A 19192-nucleotide genomic window follows, 5' to 3' on the forward strand; every position below is an offset into this window, starting at 1 on the left:
GCTCGGCACCTGGGAGGGCGTGGCGGGCCTGCGCTTTCGGCTGGCCCGGCCGCCGGTGCTGCTCGACGGGGAGCCCCCGGTGGTCGAGGTCGCGGCCGGCGAGGGCTGGGAACGCTGGACGCTCGTCGAGCACTTCGGCGAGTCCTCGCCCGCCGACCGGCACGTGGTGCTGGACGCGACCACCGGCGAGTTCCTCTTCCCGCCCGCGGTCCGGGAACCGGACGGCGGCCTGCGGGCCTTCGGCGCCGTGCCGCCCAAGGGTGCCCGGTTGCGCGTCCCGCGCTACCGCACCGGCGGCGGGATCGCGGGCAATGTCGCCCGCGGCACCGTCACCGTGCTGCGCAGCTCCGTCCCGTACATCGCCCGGGTCGACAACCGGGAGGCGGCGCGCGGCGGGGTCGACGGCGAGACCGTGGAGAACGCCAAGGCCCGTGCCCCGCACCAGTTGCGCCTGCAGGAACGTGCCGTCACCGCCGGGGACTTCGAGCTGATCGCCCGGCAGGCCGCGCCGTCCGCCGCCCGGATCAGCTGCGTGCCCGCCGGCGGCGGGGAGGCGGGGGCGGTGCGGGTGCTGGTGGTCCCCGACGCGGTCGCGGACGAGGGCGACCGGCTGCGCTTCGAGCAGCTGATCCCCGACGAGCAGGTGCTGGCCGCCGTCGCGACGGCCCTCGACGAGCGCCGGCTGATCGGCACCCGGCTGGTCGTCCAGCCCCCCGCCTACCAGGGAGTGACGGTCGTCGCCCGGCTCACCACCCGCTCCGCCGACCCCGACCGGGTCCGCGAGGAGGTGCTCGCCGCGCTGTACCGGTACCTCAACCCGCTGCGCGGCGGCGCCGACGGCGAGGGCTGGCCGTTCGGCCGGGCCGTGCAGTACGGGGAGGTGTTCGCGGTGCTCCAGCGGGTCGCCGCGGTCTCGGGCGTCGAGGAGGTGCGGCTGTTCCCGGCCGACCCGATCACCGGACGCCGCGGCGCGCCCGCCGAGCGGGTCGAGGTCCCGGCGGACGCCCTGGTCTTCTCCCACCAGCACCAGGTCGTGGTCACCCCGGCCGCCGAGGACGGGACGTCATGAGCGAGTGCCGCGCGCCGGGAATCGGGGGGCGCCGATGAGCCGCGCGGCGGTCCCCGGACTGCCCAGCCCGCACCCGATCGGCGAACTGCTGCCCGCGCTGTTCGCCGACGACGACTTCGCCCAGCGGTTCACGGCCGGCCTGGACACCGTCCTCGCCCCGGTCTTCGCGACCCTGGACAACCTGCCCGCCTACTTCCGACCCGGCCTCGCGCCGTCCGACTTCCTCGACTGGCTGGCCTCCTGGGTCGCGGTGGAGGTGGACCCGGCCTGGCCGGTGGAGGTGCGCCGAGCGGTGGTCGAGCGCGCCGTGGAGCTGCACCGCTGGCGCGGCACCCGCCGCGGCCTCACCGAACGGCTGCGGCTGGTGCTCGGCGCCGGAGCCGAGATCGTCGACGGCGGCGGCGCCTCCTGGTCCACCGACCCGGACGCTCCGTTGCCGCCCGCGCCGGGCGGCGACGTACTGGTCCGGGTCTGGCCGCTGCGCGGACCGGCGCCGGACGAGGACCAGGTGCGGTCCGTCGTGAGGGCGGGCTGTCCGGTCCATCTGACCTGCCGGGTGGAGATCCTGCCCGGCCCACCCGGGCGAACGGAGGGCTGACGGATGCCGGTGTGCCCCGAATGCGGAACGGCCAACGGGGAGGGGGACGACTTCTGCGGCAACTGCGGCGCCTACCTAGGCTGGTCGCGCGGCGCCGCCGCCCGGGCGACGGCGGCGCCGACGGCCGCGCCCGTCGCGGTGCCCGCCCCCGCGCGGGCCGAGCCCGAGTCCGCGCCGGTACCCGTCCCGGAGCCCGCGCCCGCGCCGGTCGAATCCACCCGGCGGAGCGCCTCGCGCCGGACCGCGCGCACCGGGGCGGAGCCCACGCGGGAGCCCACGCCGGAGCCCAAGGAGGAGCCCAAGCCGGAGCAGCCACCCGCCCGGCCCGCCGAACCCCCCGTGACCGAGCCCCCGGCGACCCAACCCCCGCCCGCCGCCGAGCCCCCGCGCCCGAGCACCGCCCCCGTACGGCCGGCTCCCGCGCAGACCCCCGCCCCCGCGCCCGCCCCGAGGGCGCCGGCCGACCCGGTGGCCGTCCAGCCGGCCAAGCCCGTCGCACCGCGCCCCGTCAGCCGGCCCACCGAGACCGCCGAGACCCAGGACGGCCCGCCGTGCCCCCGGTGCGGCACGCCGAACCTGCCCGAGCGGAAGTTCTGCCGCCGCTGCGCCGCGCCGCTGACGCCCACCGAGGCCGCGCCGAAGCTGCCCTGGTGGCGCACCCGCTGGCCGTTCCGGCGCCGGGTGCGGATCGGAGGCTCGGGCAACGCGCTGCGCCGCACCATCGCGCTGATCGTGCTGATCGCCGTGGTGGTCGCCGGGATCCTGCTCTACCCGGCGGGCAAGGTCGCCTTCCAGGACGTGCTGGACAAGCTCCGCAAGACCGCGCCGATCGCCCCCGCCGCCACCTCGGCGAGCGCCACCGTCGAGGGCCATCCGGCCACCTTGGCCGATGACGGCCTGAGCAACACCTACTGGGGCGCACCCGCGATCGGGGACTCCGTCACCTTCTCCTTCCGCACCCCGTTCCGGCTGGTGGACCTGATCATCCACACCGGCGACTCGGTGGATCCGGAACACTTCCGGCAGCAGGCGCGCCCCGTCGTCCTCGCCCTGGAGGTCACCGAGAAGGACGGCACGGTGCACACCCAGCAGGTCCCGCTCAACGACCAGCCCGGTCCGCAGACCGTGCAGACCGGGATCAGCGACGTCACCCAGGTGAAGCTCACCGTGCGGGAGGCCGCCGGCACCGGCCCGGGCCGCGCCATCGCACTCTCGGAGGTGGAGTTCTTCAAACGCACCTGAGCACGCGGCCCGCCACTGGAGGAAACGATGGTCTACCGGATCCACTTCACGGCGGGGGACCTGGCCAGGACCCGGCCGGCCGATCCCATGCCGTTGACCGAACTCATGGCGGCGGCGCGGGCGTTGAAGTCGCGCAGCCATGCGGCGCGACTGGATCCGTGGTGACGCAGAGCCCTGGCCGGGCTGCCCGAGCGGGCCCGCCTGGCGCTGTCCCTGGTCCCTGCGGACGGCTGGGGGCCGACCTTCCTGATGCCCGCCGTGGCAGGAGGCCCGGAGCAGCTGCTGGACCGGGTACGGGCCACGCCGCGCCGGCTCGTCGAGGCGGAGTTGGCCGCGATCGCCGAGCACCAGCCCGTGCCCCGGTGGACCCGTCACCTGGCGGACGACAGGGCGCTGCGCGAGAAACTCGTCGACAGCCTCGGCCTGCTCTACGAGCACCTGGTCGGCCGCCACTGGCCGCAGGTCGTCGACCGCCACGCGGCGGACCGGGCCGTTCGGGTGCGCCAGTTCCTCGGGGGAGGCGTCGAGCTCCTGCTGGCCGGCGCCAACCCCCGGTGGCTGCGGTGGAATCCGCCGGTGCTCGAAGTCCGCAGCACGGTCGAGTACGACCTGTGGCTCCGGGGGCAGGGCATCCTGCTGAACCCCTCGGTGTTCGCCACCCGGGCCATGGTCAGCGACGACGCCCACGGCCAGCCGTTGCCCGTGGTCACCTACCCGATCGACGACAGCGAGCCGGCGGACCGGTCGGCCCTGTTCGAAGCCGACCGGGCTCCGAGCGGGTCGACGGCGGCGCTCTCCGCCCTGCTCGGGCACACCCGTGCCGCCGTCCTGGAGACGATCGCCGAACACCCCGGCTGCTCGACGACGGAGCTCGCGGCCCTCGCCGGAATCGCCCCGTCCAGTGCCAGCGAACACGCCACCGTGCTGCGCGAGGCCGGGCTGATCGGCACCTCCAGGTACCGCAACGCCGCCCTGCACAGCCCGACCGCCCGGGGCCTCGGCCTGCTCGGCGACGAGCCCGATCCGTCCGGTTCCGGCCGGACTTGAGCGGTGCCGCGGTGATTCGGAGCAGCCTGAATCTCCTGGAGCGGCGGTCGGGCGGCCGCGAAGACTGAGGACCGGGCGCCGAACCCGCCCGCACCACGACGTCACAGTTCCTCGGGAGGTCCTCATGCGACTCGTCCACAAGGCCGGCATCGCCCTCGCGGCCGGCTTCGCCGCCGCGACCACGCTCCTCGCCCCGGCGGCGAACGCCCAGCCGGCCGTCTCGGCCGCACCGGCCGACTGCCCCAAGGGCTACTTCTGCGGCTACAAGTACAGCAACTACCGGGAACTCGCGTTCAAGTTCAGTGTCTGCGGTGCGATCCAGGAGATCCCCGACGGCCTGAACAGCGGCGGGTCCTGGTACAACAACCAGACCGCGGGTCTCAAGGCGAAGATGTACGGCAAGTCCAAGAACCTCGTCTACACCACTCCCGGCGCACCCTACGGCGACCCCAACGCCGACTGGGCCCCGGTCTGGTACGTCAAGGCCTGCTGACCCCGCCCCACGGGCCTGCTGCCGGGTGCGCCGTGCGCATCCGGCAGCAGGCCGGCCTCCAATGAGTTCCTCATCTGCGCCGCGTACAGTCACCCGTCATGGCCTGTTGCTGGCCATTACCACGGTTGTAGCCGTGGGCAGTTGGCTCGGTGCGGTGCAGTCCGCCCGGAGCGCGGCGGCCCGCTCGCGTGCCGTCTTCGTGGCGTGGACTGGCACCGGATGGGCGGTCTCGGGAAGCACCGACGCGTACGTGTCGGCGGCGGTCGTGGCGGGCGCACTCGCCCAGCGGATCTCCGCCCTCCTGCTGGAACGCCACGGCATCTACGTGCGGGCGATCAACGCGCCGAGCGTGCGTACGGGCCCGCACCGTGTCGCGGCCTGCGATATCGGGACGCTATGCGACTTGGGCAAGATCGACGTCGCACGTCCGGTGGCGGTACACGCCGGGCATGACGAAGGCGTCCCGGTCGGCGCGCGACCCGTGGGAGCGGGCGCCCCGCCACGGTCCGGCGACTGATGGTCCTGATCGCCGTGAAGGAGTCCGAAGTCACGATGACGCACCCCGACGGTACGGAAGCACCGCTGCTGTGGACACTGGCCGGCGGCGGCAAGGAGTCGCTGGCGGCCGGCGCGCGCGGCCTGCACGCGTACCTGGCCGATCGTGACGACTGGAGCCCCCAGGACATCGCCTTCACCCTCGCGCGCACCGCTTCCGAGGGGAGCCGGCGGGCGGCAGTGGTGGCGGAGAGCCGTGACGGATTCCTGCAGCGGCTGGACGCGCTCGCCGACGGCAGGAGCATGCCCGGCCTGCTGGAGGGCGCCGCAGGGGCAGGCGGGCGGGTCGCCTTCGTGTTTCCCGGGCAGGGCGCGCAATGGCCCCGGATGGCGGTGGACCTGTTGGACACCTCCACGGTGTTCCGCGACCGGATGGACGCGTGCGCGCAGGCCCTGGAACCGTTCGTCGACTGGTCGCCGATCGACGTGCTCCGCGACCCGGACGCGTCGGGCGCACCCGCCGGGGACCGGGCCGACGTGGTGCAGCCCCTGCTGTTCGCCGTGACGGTGTCGCTCGCCGCGCTGTGGCGCTCCCACGGCGTGGAACCGGCCGCAGTGCTCGGGCACAGCGTCGGCGAGGTCACCGCCGCCGCGGTCTGCGGCGCGCTGTCCCTGGACGACTCCGCGCGGGTGGTGGCCCTGTGGAGTCAGGCCCAGGCGACCCTGGCCGGGCAGGGCGACATGGTCTCCGTCATGGCCCCGGCCGGCGAGGTCGAGTCGCGGTTGCGCCGCTGGGACGGCCGCCTCGTCGTCGCCGCGCACAACGGCCCGCGGTCCGTGATCGCCTCCGGCGACCGCGACGCCGCGGCCGAACTCCTCGCCGACCTGGCCGCGGACGCGGTGCACGCACGGCGGATCGCGGTGGGCCTGGCCGCCCATTCCCCCCACATCGACGCGATCGTCCCCCGGATGCGCGCCGACCTCGCACCGATCCGCCCCCGCACACCGCATCTGCCCTACTACTCCGGACTGTCCGGGGGACGACTGGACGTCCCGGTCCTGGACGCCGACTACTGGTGCCGCAACCTGCGCAACACGGTCAGGTTCCATCAGGCGGCCGGGGCCCTGCTGCGGGACGGGTACGGGGTCCTGCTGGAGGTCAGCCCGCACACCGTGCTGACCTCTGCCCTCGCGGACTGCGCGGAGGAACACGGCGCGCAGGCCGCCGTCCTCGGGACGCTGCGCCGTGACCAGGGCGGTCCGGGCCGGTTCCTGACCTCGCTCGGCGACCTGTACGTGCACGGGGTCACCCCGGACCGGGAAGCGCTGTTCTCCGGGCAGCACGCCCGGGTGCGGGAACTGCCGGCGGCTGCCCTGGCGGTGCTCGCGGAGCCCGGCCCGGCGGACGCGAACGGGCCCGGCGGCGCGGGCGGCGCGGGTGGTGACCGGGATGCCGGCGCCGCGTTCCGCGCGGAGCTGGCCGGATCGGACGTACCGGAGCGGCGTGCCGCGCTGGCACGGCTGGTGGGCGAGGAGATCGCCGCGCTGACCGGGCGGTCCGATCCGGTCCCCGCCGACCTGGCCTTCCTCGACCTGGGATTCGACTCCGTCACCGCCGTGGAGCTGCGCAACCGGCTGAGTGCGGCGACGGCGCTGCGCATCCCGGCGACGGTTGTCTTCGACTGCCCGACCCCGGCGGCCCTGACCGCGTACCTCTGCGCCGAGATCGGCGGCGACCGGCCCGACAGCAACACGGACGCGGACGAGCCGGTGCGGCGGGCCGAGGACGACGACCCCGTGGTGATCGTCGGCATGGGCTGCCGCTACCCCGGCGGGGTCGGCAGCCCCGACGAGCTCTGGGAGCTGGTGTCGGCAGGTGCCGACGCCGTCTCCGCGCTGCCCGACGACCGCGGTTGGGACACCGCCGGACGGTACGACCCCGTACCGGGGACGCCGGGCCGGTACTACCAGCGAGAGGCGGGTTCGCTCGCCGGCGCGGCGGACTTCGACGCGGAGTTCTTCGGCATCTCGCCGCGCGAGGCGGCGGCGATGGACCCGCAGCAGCGGCTGCTGCTGGAGACGACCTGGGAAGTGCTGGAGCGGGCCGGGATCGACCCGGCCACCCTGCGGCGGACCCCGACGGGCGTCTACGTCGGGGCGATGACCATGGACTACGGGCCCACTCTCGAACAGGGCGCCGACGAGGGCGGCCACCTGCTGACCGGCAACACCGGAAGCGTCGCGTCGGGCCGACTGGCCTACACCCTCGGTCTGGAGGGAGCGGCGGTCACCGTGGACACGGCGTGCTCGTCCTCGCTGGTGGCCCTGCACCTCGCGGTACGGGCGCTGCGGTCGGGTGAGTGCTCGCTGGCGCTGGCCGGCGGCGCGACCGTGATGTCCACGGTCGGCATGCTCGTGGAGTTCAGCCGTCAGGGCGGTCTGGCCCCGGACGGCCGCTGCAAGGCCTTCGCGGCAGCCGCCGACGGCTTCGGCCTGGCCGAGGGCGTGGGGATGCTGCTGGTGGAGCGGTTGTCGGACGCGCGGCGCAACGGGCATCCGGTGCTGGCGGTGATCCGTGGTTCGGCGGTGAATCAGGACGGTGCGAGCAATGGTCTGACGGCGCCGAACGGTCCTTCGCAGCAGCGGGTGATCCGTGCGGCGCTGGCGGATGCGGGGCTGGTGGCGTCGGACGTGGACGTGGTGGAGGCGCACGGTACGGGGACGCGGTTGGGTGACCCGATCGAGGCGCAGGCGCTGCTGGCGACGTACGGGCAGGACCGTCCGGCGGACCGTCCGGTGTGGATCGGCTCGCTGAAGTCGAACATCGGCCATTCCCAGGCCGCGGCGGGTGTGGGCGGCGTCATCAAGTCGGTGCTGGCGATGCGGCACGGGGTGATGCCGAAGACGCTGCACGTGGACGGTCCGACGCCCGAGGTGGACTGGTCGGCGGGGGCCGGGCGGTTGCTGACGGAGGCCCGTGCGTGGGACGACACGGGCCGTCCGCGCCGGGCGGGGGTGTCCTCCTTCGGTATCAGCGGGACCAATGCTCACGTGATCCTGGAGTCTGCGCCGGCCGAGGCTCCGGCCGGGGCGGTGGAGGGTGCCCGGCGTCCTGGGCCGGTGGTGTGGCCGGTGTCGGCGCGCAGTGCGGAGGCCCTGCGGGCGCAGGCGGGGGCGTTGGCGGCGCTGGTGGTGGCGGAGCCCGGGCTCGACACGGCGGACGTGGGTCATTCGCTGGCGGTGGGGCGTGCGTCCTTCGAGCACCGTGCCGTGGTGGTGGGCGGGGACCGGAGCGAGTTGCTCGACGGCGTGAAGGCGCTGGCGGATGGGCGTTTGGCACCGGGGTCGGTGTCCGGCGGCGGGTTGGTTTCCGGTCGTTCGGTGTTGGTGTTTCCGGGTCAGGGTTCGCAGTGGGTGGGGATGGCTGCGGAGCTGCTGGCCGAATCGGCTGTGTTCGCGGAACGGATGGCCGAGTGCGAGCGGGCTCTGGCGCCTTTCGTGGAGTGGTCGTTGGCGGAGGCGCTGGGTTCGGAGCGGTTGCTCGCCCGGGTCGATGTGGTGCAGCCGGTGCTGTGGTCGGTGATGGTGTCGCTGGCGGAGGTGTGGCGTTCGTTCGGTGTGGTTCCGGACGCTGTGGTGGGTCATTCGCAGGGCGAGGTCGCCGCGGCGTGTGTGGCGGGTGGTCTGAGTCTGGAGGACGGGGCGCGGGTGGTCGCGTTGCGTTCCCGTGCGGTGGGTGCGCTGGCGGGCCGTGGCGGCATGGCGTCGGTGCCTTTGCCGGTGGAGGTGGTGCGGGAGCGCATCGCCCCGTGGGCGGGGCGGTTGTCGGTGGCGGCGGTGAACGGTCCGTCGTCGACGGTGGTGTCGGGTGACGCGGACGCGGTGGCGGCACTGGTCGATGCGCTGGTGGGTGAGGGGGTGCGGGCGCGTCTGATCGAGGTCGACTACGCGTCGCACTCCGTGCACGTGGAGGAGATCCGCGAGCGCCTGCTCTCCGACCTGGACGGGATCACCCCCCTCGCGGGTGCGGTGCCGTACTACTCCAGCGTGACCGGCGGCCTGCTGGACACGAAGTCCCTGGGCGCCGAGTACTGGTACCGCAACCTCCGGGAGACCGTCGAGTTCGAGCGGGCGACCCGCTCGCTCCTCGCGGCCGGGCACCGCGTCTTCGTCGAGGCCAGCCCGCATGCGGTGCTGGGTGTGGCGGTGGGGGAGTCGGTGGAGGCCGCGGGTGTGGAGGCCGTGGTGCTGGGGACGTTGCGCCGGGGGGAGGGCGGCCCGGCTCAGGTGCTGCGTGCGGTGGGCCGTGCGTGGGAGTGCGGGCTGGGGGTGGACTGGGCGGGTGCGTTCCCGGGGGCGCGGCGGGTCGACCTGCCGACGTACGCCTTCCAGCGGCGGCGCTACTGGCTGACGGCCCCCGCCGCCGTCCCGGCCGCCCCCGCCGAGGACCGCTGGGACGACCCGGAGCTGCAGGACCCAGCCCAGCTCGCCGAAGCCCTCGGGGTCGGCCGGGAAGCCCTGGACGAAGTCCTGCCCGCGCTGGCGACCTGGCGCTCCGTCAGGAGCCGTGAACGGAGGGCGGAATCCTGGCGCTACCACGTTGCCTGGGCACCCCTGTCGGTCGCGCCGGCGGACGGCCCTCCCGGTCGCTGGCTCGCCCTGCGTCCCGAGGGCGACGACGCGGCGGCCGTCCTGGACACCCTCGGCGAGGCCGGAGCCGACCTCCTCCCGTGCGTCGTCGACGATCCGGGCGCGACCCGTGAACAACTGGCCGCTCTGCTCACGAAGACCGCCGGGGAGCAGCCGATCGCCGGCGTGCTGTCCCTGCTGTCCTGGGAGGAGCGCCCCCATCCCGAACACCCCGACCTGCCCGGTGGTCCGGCGCTGACCCTCGCCCTGGCCCAGGCGCTGGAGGACACGGGCATCCACGCCCGGCTCTGGACGCTGACGAAGGGAACGGCGGTCCTGGGCGGCGCTGAGCGGCCCGGACACGTCGGTCAGGCCGCGTCCGCCGCCCTGGGCCGGACGCTGGCACTGGAGCACCCGCATCGCCGCGGCGGTCTGATCGACCTGCCCGAGGTGCTGGACGTACGGGCCGCCCGCCGCTTGTGCGCGGTGCTCGCGGGAGCCGCGGCCGACGAGGAACAGGTGGCGGTGCGCTCCACCGGGGTCCACGGACGCCGTCTCCGGCCCGCGTCGTCCGCGCCGCCGAAGGCCCGTAAGGACGGCGCGGCCGTCCGGGTGCGGACGCGACCGCGATGGCAGGGCACGGTCCTCGTCACCGGTGGCACCGGTGGCGTCGGCTCGCACACGGCGCGCTGGCTCGCGGGCCAGGGCGCGGAGCGGCTGCTGCTGGTCAGCCGCCGCGGTGCCGACGCACCCGGTACGGACGCGCTGCGGACGGAACTGACGGCGCTGGGCGCCGAAGTGGCCTTCGCGACCTGCGACGTCGCCGACCCGGCCGCACTGGCGGCGCTGCTCGCCGACATCCCGGCGCGATACCCGCTGTCCGCCGTCATCCATGCGGCGGGCGTCCTCGACGACGGTGTGCTCGACGCGCTGGACCCCGCGCGGCTCGCCGTGGTGCTGCGCGCCAAGCTGACCGCCGCCCGGAACCTGCACGAGGCCACCGCGGGTCTCGACCTGTCGGCCTTCGTGGTGTTCTCGTCGGTGATGGGCGTCGTGGGCAACGCCGGGCAGGGCAACTACGCGGCCGCCAACGCGGCCGTCGACGCACTCGTCGCCGCCCGCCGGGCCGCCGGGTTGCCCGGCACGTCCGTGGCCTGGGGCGCCTGGGCCGGGCCGGGCATGCTGGCGGACGGTGTCGCCGCGCGGCTGCGGGACTTCGGCATGCCGGTGATGGAGCCCGAAACGGCCGTCACCGCGATCGGCCGGGCACTCGCGGAGGACGACGAGCTGGTCGTGGTCGCCGATGTCGACTGGAGGCGCTTCACCACGGGCATGGGCCTGCGGTCCGCCGCCCTGCTCGACGGGATGCCGGACCCGGCTGCCGCGAGGCCCGTCCCGGACACCACCGCACCGTCGGCGGCCCGGGAGGGCGGCGGCTCCGCCGACGCCCTGCGGCAGCAGATCGCCGTACTGCCGCGCCACGAGGACCGGGTCAGGACCCTCACCGAACTGGTACGCACCCACGCGGCGACGGTCCTGCGCCACCCGGACGTCGACACGGTCCAGCCCGGAAAGGCGTTCTCCGCGCTCGGCTTCGACTCGCTGACGGCGGTGGAACTGCGCAACCGGCTCGTCGCCGTCACCGGACTGGTCCTGCCCGCCACGGTCCTGTTCGACCATCCCACGCCGTCGGCACTGGCCGACCGGCTGCTCGCGGACCTGGACCTGGACCTGCCGGACGCGGCGAGTGGCGCCGCCGAGTATGTCGGCTCCGTCGGCTCCGAGGCGAGCCGGGCGGCGGCACCCGGCGGCAACGAGCCGATCGCGATCGTCGGCATGGGCTGCCGCTTCCCCGGCGGGGTCGCAGGGCCCGAGGACTTCTGGCACCTGCTCTCGAAGGGCACCGACGCCGTCGGCGACTGGCCGTCGAACCGGGGCTGGGACACCGAGGGGCTGTACGACCCCGACCCCGACCACGCCGGCACCACGTACAGCAGGCAGGGCGGCTTCCTGCACGACGCCCCCGAGTTCGACGCGGAGTTCTTCGGCATCTCGCCGCGCGAGGCCCTGGCCATGGACCCGCAGCAGCGGCTGCTCCTGGAGACCGCCTGGGAGGCGGTCGAGGGCTCCGGGCAGGACCCGACCGCGCTGAAGGACCGGCAGGTCGGCGTCTACATCGGTACCAACGGCCAGGACTACTCCGCGCTGCTGCAGGGCGCCGAGGGCGTGTCCGAGGGCCATCTGCTGACCGGGAACACGGCCAGCGTGCTGTCCGGGCGGCTGTCCTACGTCCTCGGCCTCCGGGGACCCTCGCTCACCGTCGACACCGCGTGCTCCTCGTCGCTGGTGGCGCTCCATCTGGCCGTGCAGGCACTGCGGCGCGGCGACTGCGAGCAGGCCCTCGCGGGCGGGGTGACGGTGATGAGCACCCCGCGGCTCTTCGTGGAGTTCAGCCGGCAGCGCGGGCTCGCCGCCGACGGACGGTGCAAGGCGTTCTCGGCGGATGCGGACGGCACGGGCTGGGGCGAGGGCGCCGGAGTGCTGCTGCTGGAGCGCCACAGCGACGCCCTGCGCCACGGCCACCCCGTACTCGCGCTGATCAGCGGCACCGCCGTGAACCAGGACGGCGCCAGCAACGGGCTCACCGCCCCCAACGGCCCGTCCCAGCAGCAGGTCATCCGCGCCGCGCTGGCCGACGCCGCGCTGCGCGCCGACCAGATCGACGCGATCGAGGCCCACGGCACCGGCACCAGGCTCGGCGACCCCATCGAAGCGCAGGCGCTCCAGGCCGTCCACGGGCCGGCGCGCCCGGCGGACCGGCCGCTGTGGCTCGGCTCCGTGAAGTCGAACATCGGGCACACCCAGGCGGCGGCCGGGGTGGCCGGGGTGATGAAGATGGTGCTGGCCATCCGCCACGGCGAACTGCCGGGAACCCTGCACACCGGGACGCCGAACCCGCACGTCGACTGGTCCGACGGGGCCATCCGCCTGCTCACCGCGCACACCCCGTGGCCGGAGACCGGGAACCCACGCCGGGCAGGCGTGTCGTCGTTCGGCATCAGCGGCACCAACGTGCACACGATCATCGAGCAGGCACCGGCCGTCGCGGTCGCGCCCGCCCCGGAGCGGACCGACACCTCGGCCGTGCCCGCCCCGGACACCGCCACGACGGCCACCGCGCGCCGGGCCGCCCCGCCCGTGCCGCTGCTGCTCTCGGCCGGCACACCGGAGGCCCTGCGGGCACAGGCCGGCCGGCTGGTGAGCCGGCTCGATGCCGACCCGGACGCCGAACTGGCGGACGTCGCCTACTCGCTCGCCACGGGACGGGCCCCGCTCGAACACCGGGCCGCCGTCCTGGGACGGGACCGGGCATCCGTCCGGCGCTCGCTCACCGCACTCGCGCGCGGCACGGCAGCGGGCCACCTGCTCACCGGCGGCGCCGTACGCTCCGGCCGGACCGCCTTCCTCTTCCCGGGACAGGGCAGCCAGCGGGCCGGAGCCGGCGCGGAGCTCTACCGCGACGACCCGGTGTTCGCCGACGCCCTCGACGAGGTGCTGACCGGCCTGGACCCGCACCTCGACCTGCCCCTGCGCGACATCCTGTTCGCCGAGCCCGGAACCCCCGGTGCGGCGCTGCTCGACCGCACCCGGTACACCCAGCCCGCGTTGTTCGCCCTGGAGACGGCGCTGTTCCGGCTCGTACGGCACTGGGGTGTGCGGCCCGACCTGCTGATGGGGCATTCCATCGGCGAACTCGCCGCCGCCCACGCGGCGGGCGTGCTGGACCTGCCCGATGCCTGCGCGCTGGTAACGGCCCGGGGCCGGCTGATGGACGAACTGCCCGAGGGCGGGGCGATGGTGGCGGTGGAGGCCACCGAGGAGGAAGTGCACCAGGCCCTGCTGGACGACCGCACCGGGCACCCCCTCCCGGAGACGGAGACGGAGCCGGAGACGGAGGCGGACCGCGACCCGGGCCGGGGCGCGGTGGACATCGCCGCCGTCAACGGGCCCACCTCCGTGGTCCTGTCCGGTGACGCGGACGCGGTACGGCGCCTGGCCGGGGTGTTCCGCTCCCGCGGACGGCGCACCCGGCGCCTGAGCGTGAGCCACGCGTTCCACTCGGCCCGGATGGACGGGATGCTCGACGCGTTCCGGGACGTGGCCGAGTCGCTGACCTACCACGCGCCCGGCATCGAGATCGTCTCCAACCTGACCGGGCGCACGGCCACGGCCGCGGAACTCCGTTCCCCCGACCACTGGGTGCGCCACGCCCGGGGCACCGTGCGCTTCCTGGAAGGGGCCCGCCGGCTGCGGGCCGAGGGCGCGACGACGTACCTCGAACTCGGACCGGGCGGCGTGCTGTCCGGCATGCTCCACGCCTGCCTCCCCGACGCCGCCCCCACCCCCGGCGGCCCCGGCGGTCCCGGGACGGTGCCGCTGCTGCGCGACGGCCGCGGCGAGCCGGACACGGTCCGCACCGCACTCGCCTCGCTGCACCTGCGCGGCGTGGCGGTGGACTGGTCGGCGGGCTGGAGCGGCACCGACGTGCGGCGGGTCGACCTGCCCACCTACGCCTTCCAGCGCAGGCGCTTCTGGCCGGTGGCCGCGCCGGACCCGGCCCCCGCCGCCCGGCGCTCCCGGGAGACCGAGGTCCCCGCCGGCCCCCGCCGCTACCGCATCGCCTGGGAGCCGCTCACCGCGCCCGCGGAGTCCCGCCTCTCCGGCCGCTGGCTGCTCGTCACCCCGGACGGACCCGGTGCCGAGGGCACCGCACTCGCCTGCGAACAGGCGCTCGCCGGACACGGCGCCGACGTGGTCGTGATCCGGGTCGGGGCCGCCGTCCAACGCGCCGAACTGGCCTCGCTGCTCCCGGAGTTCGGCGCCCTGGAGGGCGTCCTGTCGCTGCTGGCGCTGGCTGACGGACCCCACCCGGGCCTGCGGACGCTCGACGCCTGCCTGAGCGGGACCCTGCTGCTGCTCCAGGCACTGGGCGACAGCGGCATCGACGCACCCCTGTGGTGCGCCACCCGCGGCGCGGTGGCGGCTCACGGCACGGAGGAGGTCCGCCCCGAGCAGGCCCAGGTGTGGGGCCTGGGCCGGGTGGCGGCACTGGAGCACCCGCTGCGCTGGGGCGGCCTGGTCGACCTGCCGGACCTGCTGGACGGGCCCGCGCTGGACGGGCTGTGCGCGGTGCTGGCCGGACGGGACGGCGAGGACCAGGTGGCCGTACGCGCGCCGGTACCGCTGGGCCGCCGGCTCGTCCCCGCGCCGGAGCCCGCGACACCCGCGCCCGCACCGTGGACGCCGCGCGGCACGGTCCTCGTCACCGGCGGCACCGGAGGCCTCGGCGCCCAGGTGGCGCGCTGGCTCGCGGAGCGCGGCGCGGAACACCTCGTCCTCCTCGGCCGGCGGGGCCCCGAGGCCCCCGGAGCCGACGCGCTGGTCGACGCCCTGGCGGCGCTCGGCGCCCGGAGCACCCTGCTGGCCTGCGACGTCGCCGACCGCACCGCGCTGGAACGGGTCCTGGAGAGGCTGCGCGACGAGGGAGACACCGTACGGGCCGTGGTGCACACCGCGGGACTCACCTCGGACACCGCGCTGATGGACTGCACGCCGGAGGAACTGGCCCGGCGGACGGCGGCCAAGACGCGTGGCGCGGCCCACCTCGACGTCCTGTTCGAAGGCCGCCCGCTGGACGCCTTCGTGCTGTTCTCCTCGATCTCGGGCACCTGGGGCAGCGGCGGCCAGGGCGCCTACGCGGCAGCCAACGCCTACCTGGACGGCCTCGCCGCGGCGAGGCGCGGCCGGGGCCTGACGGCGACCTCGGTGGCCTGGGGCCCCTGGGCCGGCGCGGGCATGGCCGACGGCGCCGTGGGCGACGGCCTGCGCCGCCACGGGCTGGTGCCGATGGCCCCCGCGGCGGCGCTCTCCGCGCTCGGCCTGGCGCTGACCCTGGACGAGGGCGAACCGGTCGTCGCCGAGCTGGACTGGAGCCGCTTCGCGCCCATCTTCGGTTCGGTGAGGGACAGTGCGCTGCTGCGCGGCCTGCCGGCCGCCCCGGAGCCCCGGGCGGCGGACGGCGACCCCGCGGACGCGGACACCTCCGCCGGGTCCGGACCCGGCACGGGCGGCGACCCGTCGTGGCTGCACCGGCTGCACCGGCTGTCCGAACCCGAGGGCCGCAAACTGCTGACGGAGCTGGTCCGGAGCGAAGCGGCCGCCGTGCTGGGCCACGAGTCGGCCGCCGGCCTCACGGCCGACCGCCCGTTCCGCGAGCTGGGCTTCGACTCGCTCACCGCCGTCGAACTCCGCAACCGGCTGGTCGCGGCCACCGCTCTGCCGCTCGCGTTCACCTCCGTCTTCGACCACCCGACGGCAGCCGCCCTCGCCGCGCACCTCTTCGCCGGGCTGAGCGGCATGGAACCGGATACCGACGGCACGGCCGGCACGGCCGGGCCCGCGGCGGCCGACGAACCCCTGGCGATCGTCTCGATGGCCTGCCGGTTCCCGGGCGGCGTCCGCTCGCCGGAGGACCTGTGGCGAGTGGTGGCCGACGGAGTGGACGCGGTCACCGCGCTGCCCGCCGACCGCGGCTGGCCGCTGGACACCCTCTACGACCCGGACCCCCTGCACCCGGGCACCTTCTACACCACCGGCGGCGGATTCCTGGACGGGGCGGCCGAGTTCGACGCGGAGTTCTTCGGCATCTCTCCGCGCGAAGCACTGGCCATGGACCCCCAGCAGCGACTGCTCCTCGAAACCAGCTGGGAGGCACTGGAGCGGGCCGGACTCGATCCCGCGTCGGTCCGCGGCAGCGAGGGCGGCGTCTACGTCGGCGTCGCCGCCCAGGGCTACGGCACCGGCCCGCAGAACCCGTCCGACGAGGTCGAGGGGCACCTCCTCAGCGGCACGGTCACCAGCGTCGCCTCCGGCCGCGTCGCCTACACCCTCGGACTCGGCGGCCCCGCCGTGACCGTGGAAACGGCCTGCTCGTCCTCGCTGGTGGCACTGCACCTGGCCGGCCAGGCACTGCGCGCCGGTGACTGCTCGTTCGCCCTGGTCGGCGGCGCCGCGGTGATGGCGAGCCCGGACGTCTTCGTCGAGTTCAGCCGTCAGCAAGGCCTGTCGCCCGACGGCCGCTGCCGCTCCTTCGCCGAAGGGGCGAACGGTACGGGCTGGGGCGAAGGGGTGGGCGTCCTGCTCGTGGAACGCCTCTCCGACGCGCGCCGCCTCGGGCATCCGGTCCTCGCCCTCGTACGGGGCACCGCGGTGAACCAGGACGGTGCCAGCAACGGCCTCACCGCCCCGAGCGGCCCCGCACAGCAGCGGGTGATCAGGGCCGCGTTGGCCACGGCAGGACTGTCCGGCGCCGAAATCGACCTGGTCGAGGCGCACGGAACCGGCACCGTGCTCGGTGACCCCATCGAGGCGCAGGCCCTCCTGGCCACCTACGGCCAGGACCGGCCCGCCGACCGCCCGCTGTGGCTGGGGTCACTGAAGTCCAACATCGGGCACACCCAGGCCGCCGCCGGGGTCGCCGGGGTCATCAAGACGGTGCTCGCACTGCGCAACGGCGTGCTCCCCGGCACCCTGCACGCACAGGAGGCGTCCAGCCGGGTGGACTGGTCGGTCGGCGCGGTCCGGCTGCTCGCGGACGCCCGCCCCTGGGACGCCCCGGACGGGGACCGGCCGCGCCGGGCCGGCGTCTCCGCGTTCGGCATGAGCGGCACCAACGCCCACGCCGTTCTGGAGGAAGCACCCGCCGCCGATGACGGTCCGCTGCCCGAAGGCACGGACGGCGAACCGTCCGAGGCCACCGGGACCACGGTTCCGTGGCTGCTCTCCGCCATGACGCCCGCGGCCCTGCGCCGACAGGCGCGCCGACTGGGCGAGCACCTGCGGGCCGACCCCGACGGGGGCGTCGCCGCACCGGCCCGCGCGCTCGCCACCACCCGCCCCGCCCTGCCCTTCCGGGCGGCCGCCACCGGCCGCGACCGCGACGCGCTCCTCGGCTGGCTGGACGCCCTCGCGGCGGGAGAACCCGCGCCCGACGCCGTGCAGGACCGGGCGCGCGGCGGCCGTACGGCCTTCGTCTTCCCCGGCCAGGGCTCGCAGTGGGCCGGCATGGCCGTGGCGGCGCTCGACACCGCCGGGGCGTTCGCCGCCGCCATCGCCGACTGCGAACGGGCGCTCGCCCCGCACACCGACTGGTCCCTGACCGAGGTGCTGCGCGGCGCGCCCGGCGCACCGACGCTCGACCGCGTGGACGTCGTCCAGCCGGTGCTCTTCGCCGTGATGGTCGCGCTGGCCGCGCACTGGCGCGACACCGGGGTCACCCCGGACGCGGTCGTCGGACACAGCCAGGGCGAGATCGCCGCCGCCCACGTCGCCGGAGCGCTGTCGCTCGACGACGCGGCCCTCGTGGTGGCGCGGCGCAGCCGGGCGCTGCTGAGGCTGGCGGGACGCGGCGGCATGGTGTCGGTCGCCGCCTCCGCCGAGCGGACCACGAGCCTGCTGCCCGCCGGCGGACGCCTCTGCGTGGCCGCGGTGAACGGCCCCGACGCCGTGGTCGTCGCCGGGGAGCCCGAGGAGCTGGCCGCCCTGCTCGCGGCCTGCGACCGGGAAGGCGTACGGGCCAAGGCGATCCCGGTGGACTACGCGGCCCACTCGGCCCAGGTCGCCGAGATCGAGGACGAACTGCGCGAAGCCCTCACCGGGATACGCCCCCGCGCCTCGGCCGTCCCGCTCTACTCGACGGTGACCGGCGAACCCGTCGCCGGAGAATCGCTCGACGCCGCCTACTGGTACCGCAACCTGCGCGAGCAGGTCGACTTCGTCGGAGCGACCCGCGCCCTGCTGGACTCGGGTCACACCCTGGTCGTCGAGGTCAGCCCGCATCCGGTGCTGCTCGCCGGGATCGAGGCGGTGGCCGCGGAGGCCGGGCGGGAGGTGTCGGCGGTCGGCACGCTGCGGCGCGGCGACGGTGGCCGGGACCGGCTGCTGGCCTCACTGACCGAGGCGTGGGCGGCCGGCGGCGGTCCGGTGGACTGGTCGCCCTGGACGGGGGCCCCCGGGCCGGGCGGCCCGGCACCCGTCCTGCTGCCGACGTACCCCTTCCAGCGCGACCGGTACTGGCTGCCCACACCGGGCCGGACGGCCGCCACGGCCACCACCGGGGTGCCGGCCGAGGAGACTTCGGAGGCCGCGGGCGACGAGGACGGTACCCCCGCCGCACGACTGGCCGCCCGGCTGGCCCCGCTGGACCGGCCGGCACGCCGTCAAGTGGTGCTCGACCTGGTCATCCGGCACGCGGCCGCGGTCCTCGGCCATTCCGGAGCCGGTCCGGTGCGCCCGGAACGCTCCTTCTCCGAGATCGGCTTCGACTCGATGCTCGCGATGCGGTTCAGGAACGCGCTGTGCGAGGCCACCGGGCTGACCGTCCCGCCGACGGTCGTCTTCGACCACCCGACGCCCGAAGCGCTCGCCGCCCACCTGGACGCGGAGCTGTCCGCCGCGCCCGAACCGCCCTCGCCGCTGCTGGCCGAGCTGGACCGGCTGGCCGCGCTCCTCGCGGCCGTCCCGCCCGGAGCGGCCGACACCGACGGGGTCGGCGAACGAC

8 protein-coding genes are annotated in these 19192 nt (G+C 75.5%); all 8 read left to right on the top strand.

Annotated features, from left to right (window positions below):
• A partial coding sequence (locus ACFWJ4_RS36075) for a putative baseplate assembly protein (RefSeq protein WP_380552101.1) occupies positions 1-1069 on the top strand: 1069 nt, incomplete at its 5' end.
• A 34-nt stretch (positions 1070-1103) separates the two neighbouring features.
• A complete protein-coding gene (locus ACFWJ4_RS36080; protein ID WP_380552104.1) occupies positions 1104-1667 on the top strand; it encodes a phage tail protein in 564 nt (187 codons plus the stop codon).
• Positions 1668-1670: 3 nt separating this feature from the next.
• A complete protein-coding gene (locus tag ACFWJ4_RS36085; protein ID WP_380552107.1) occupies positions 1671-2909 on the top strand; it encodes an NADase-type glycan-binding domain-containing protein in 1239 nt (412 codons plus the stop codon).
• 27 nt (positions 2910-2936) lie between these two features.
• Positions 2937-3074 (top strand): hypothetical protein, encoded by a 138-nt coding sequence (locus ACFWJ4_RS36090; protein ID WP_380552110.1) that lies wholly within the window; start codon positions 2937-2939, stop codon positions 3072-3074.
• 93 nt (positions 3075-3167) lie between these two features.
• On the top strand, positions 3168-3956 hold the full coding sequence (locus tag ACFWJ4_RS36095; protein ID WP_380552113.1) for an ArsR/SmtB family transcription factor: 789 nt from the start codon (positions 3168-3170) through the stop codon (positions 3954-3956).
• 124 nt (positions 3957-4080) lie between these two features.
• A complete protein-coding gene (locus tag ACFWJ4_RS36100; protein WP_380552116.1) occupies positions 4081-4449 on the top strand; it encodes a hypothetical protein in 369 nt (122 codons plus the stop codon).
• A gap of 133 nt (positions 4450-4582) precedes the next feature.
• On the top strand, positions 4583-4966 hold the full coding sequence (locus ACFWJ4_RS36105; protein ID WP_380552119.1) for an aminotransferase class I/II-fold pyridoxal phosphate-dependent enzyme: 384 nt from the start codon (positions 4583-4585) through the stop codon (positions 4964-4966).
• Positions 4967-5001: 35 nt separating this feature from the next.
• A partial coding sequence (locus ACFWJ4_RS36110) for a type I polyketide synthase (RefSeq protein ID WP_380552122.1) occupies positions 5002-19192 on the top strand: 14191 nt, incomplete at its 3' end.

Source organism: Kitasatospora sp. NPDC127067 (genome assembly GCF_042724755.1).
GTDB classification, from domain to species: Bacteria; Actinomycetota; Actinomycetes; order Streptomycetales; family Streptomycetaceae; genus Kitasatospora; species Kitasatospora lactacystinica.

Bases quoted from the DNA above. Each gene is read 5' to 3' on its own strand.
- ACFWJ4_RS36085 (WP_380552107.1), top strand. From the start codon at position 1,671: ATGCCGGTGTGCCCCGAATGCGGAACGGCCAACGGGGAGGGGGACGAC.
- ACFWJ4_RS36080 (WP_380552104.1), top strand. From the start codon at position 1,104: ATGAGCCGCGCGGCGGTCCCCGGACTGCCCAGCCCGCACCCGATCGGC.
- ACFWJ4_RS36100 (WP_380552116.1), top strand. From the start codon at position 4,081: ATGCGACTCGTCCACAAGGCCGGCATCGCCCTCGCGGCCGGCTTCGCC.
- ACFWJ4_RS36090 (WP_380552110.1), top strand. From the start codon at position 2,937: ATGGTCTACCGGATCCACTTCACGGCGGGGGACCTGGCCAGGACCCGG.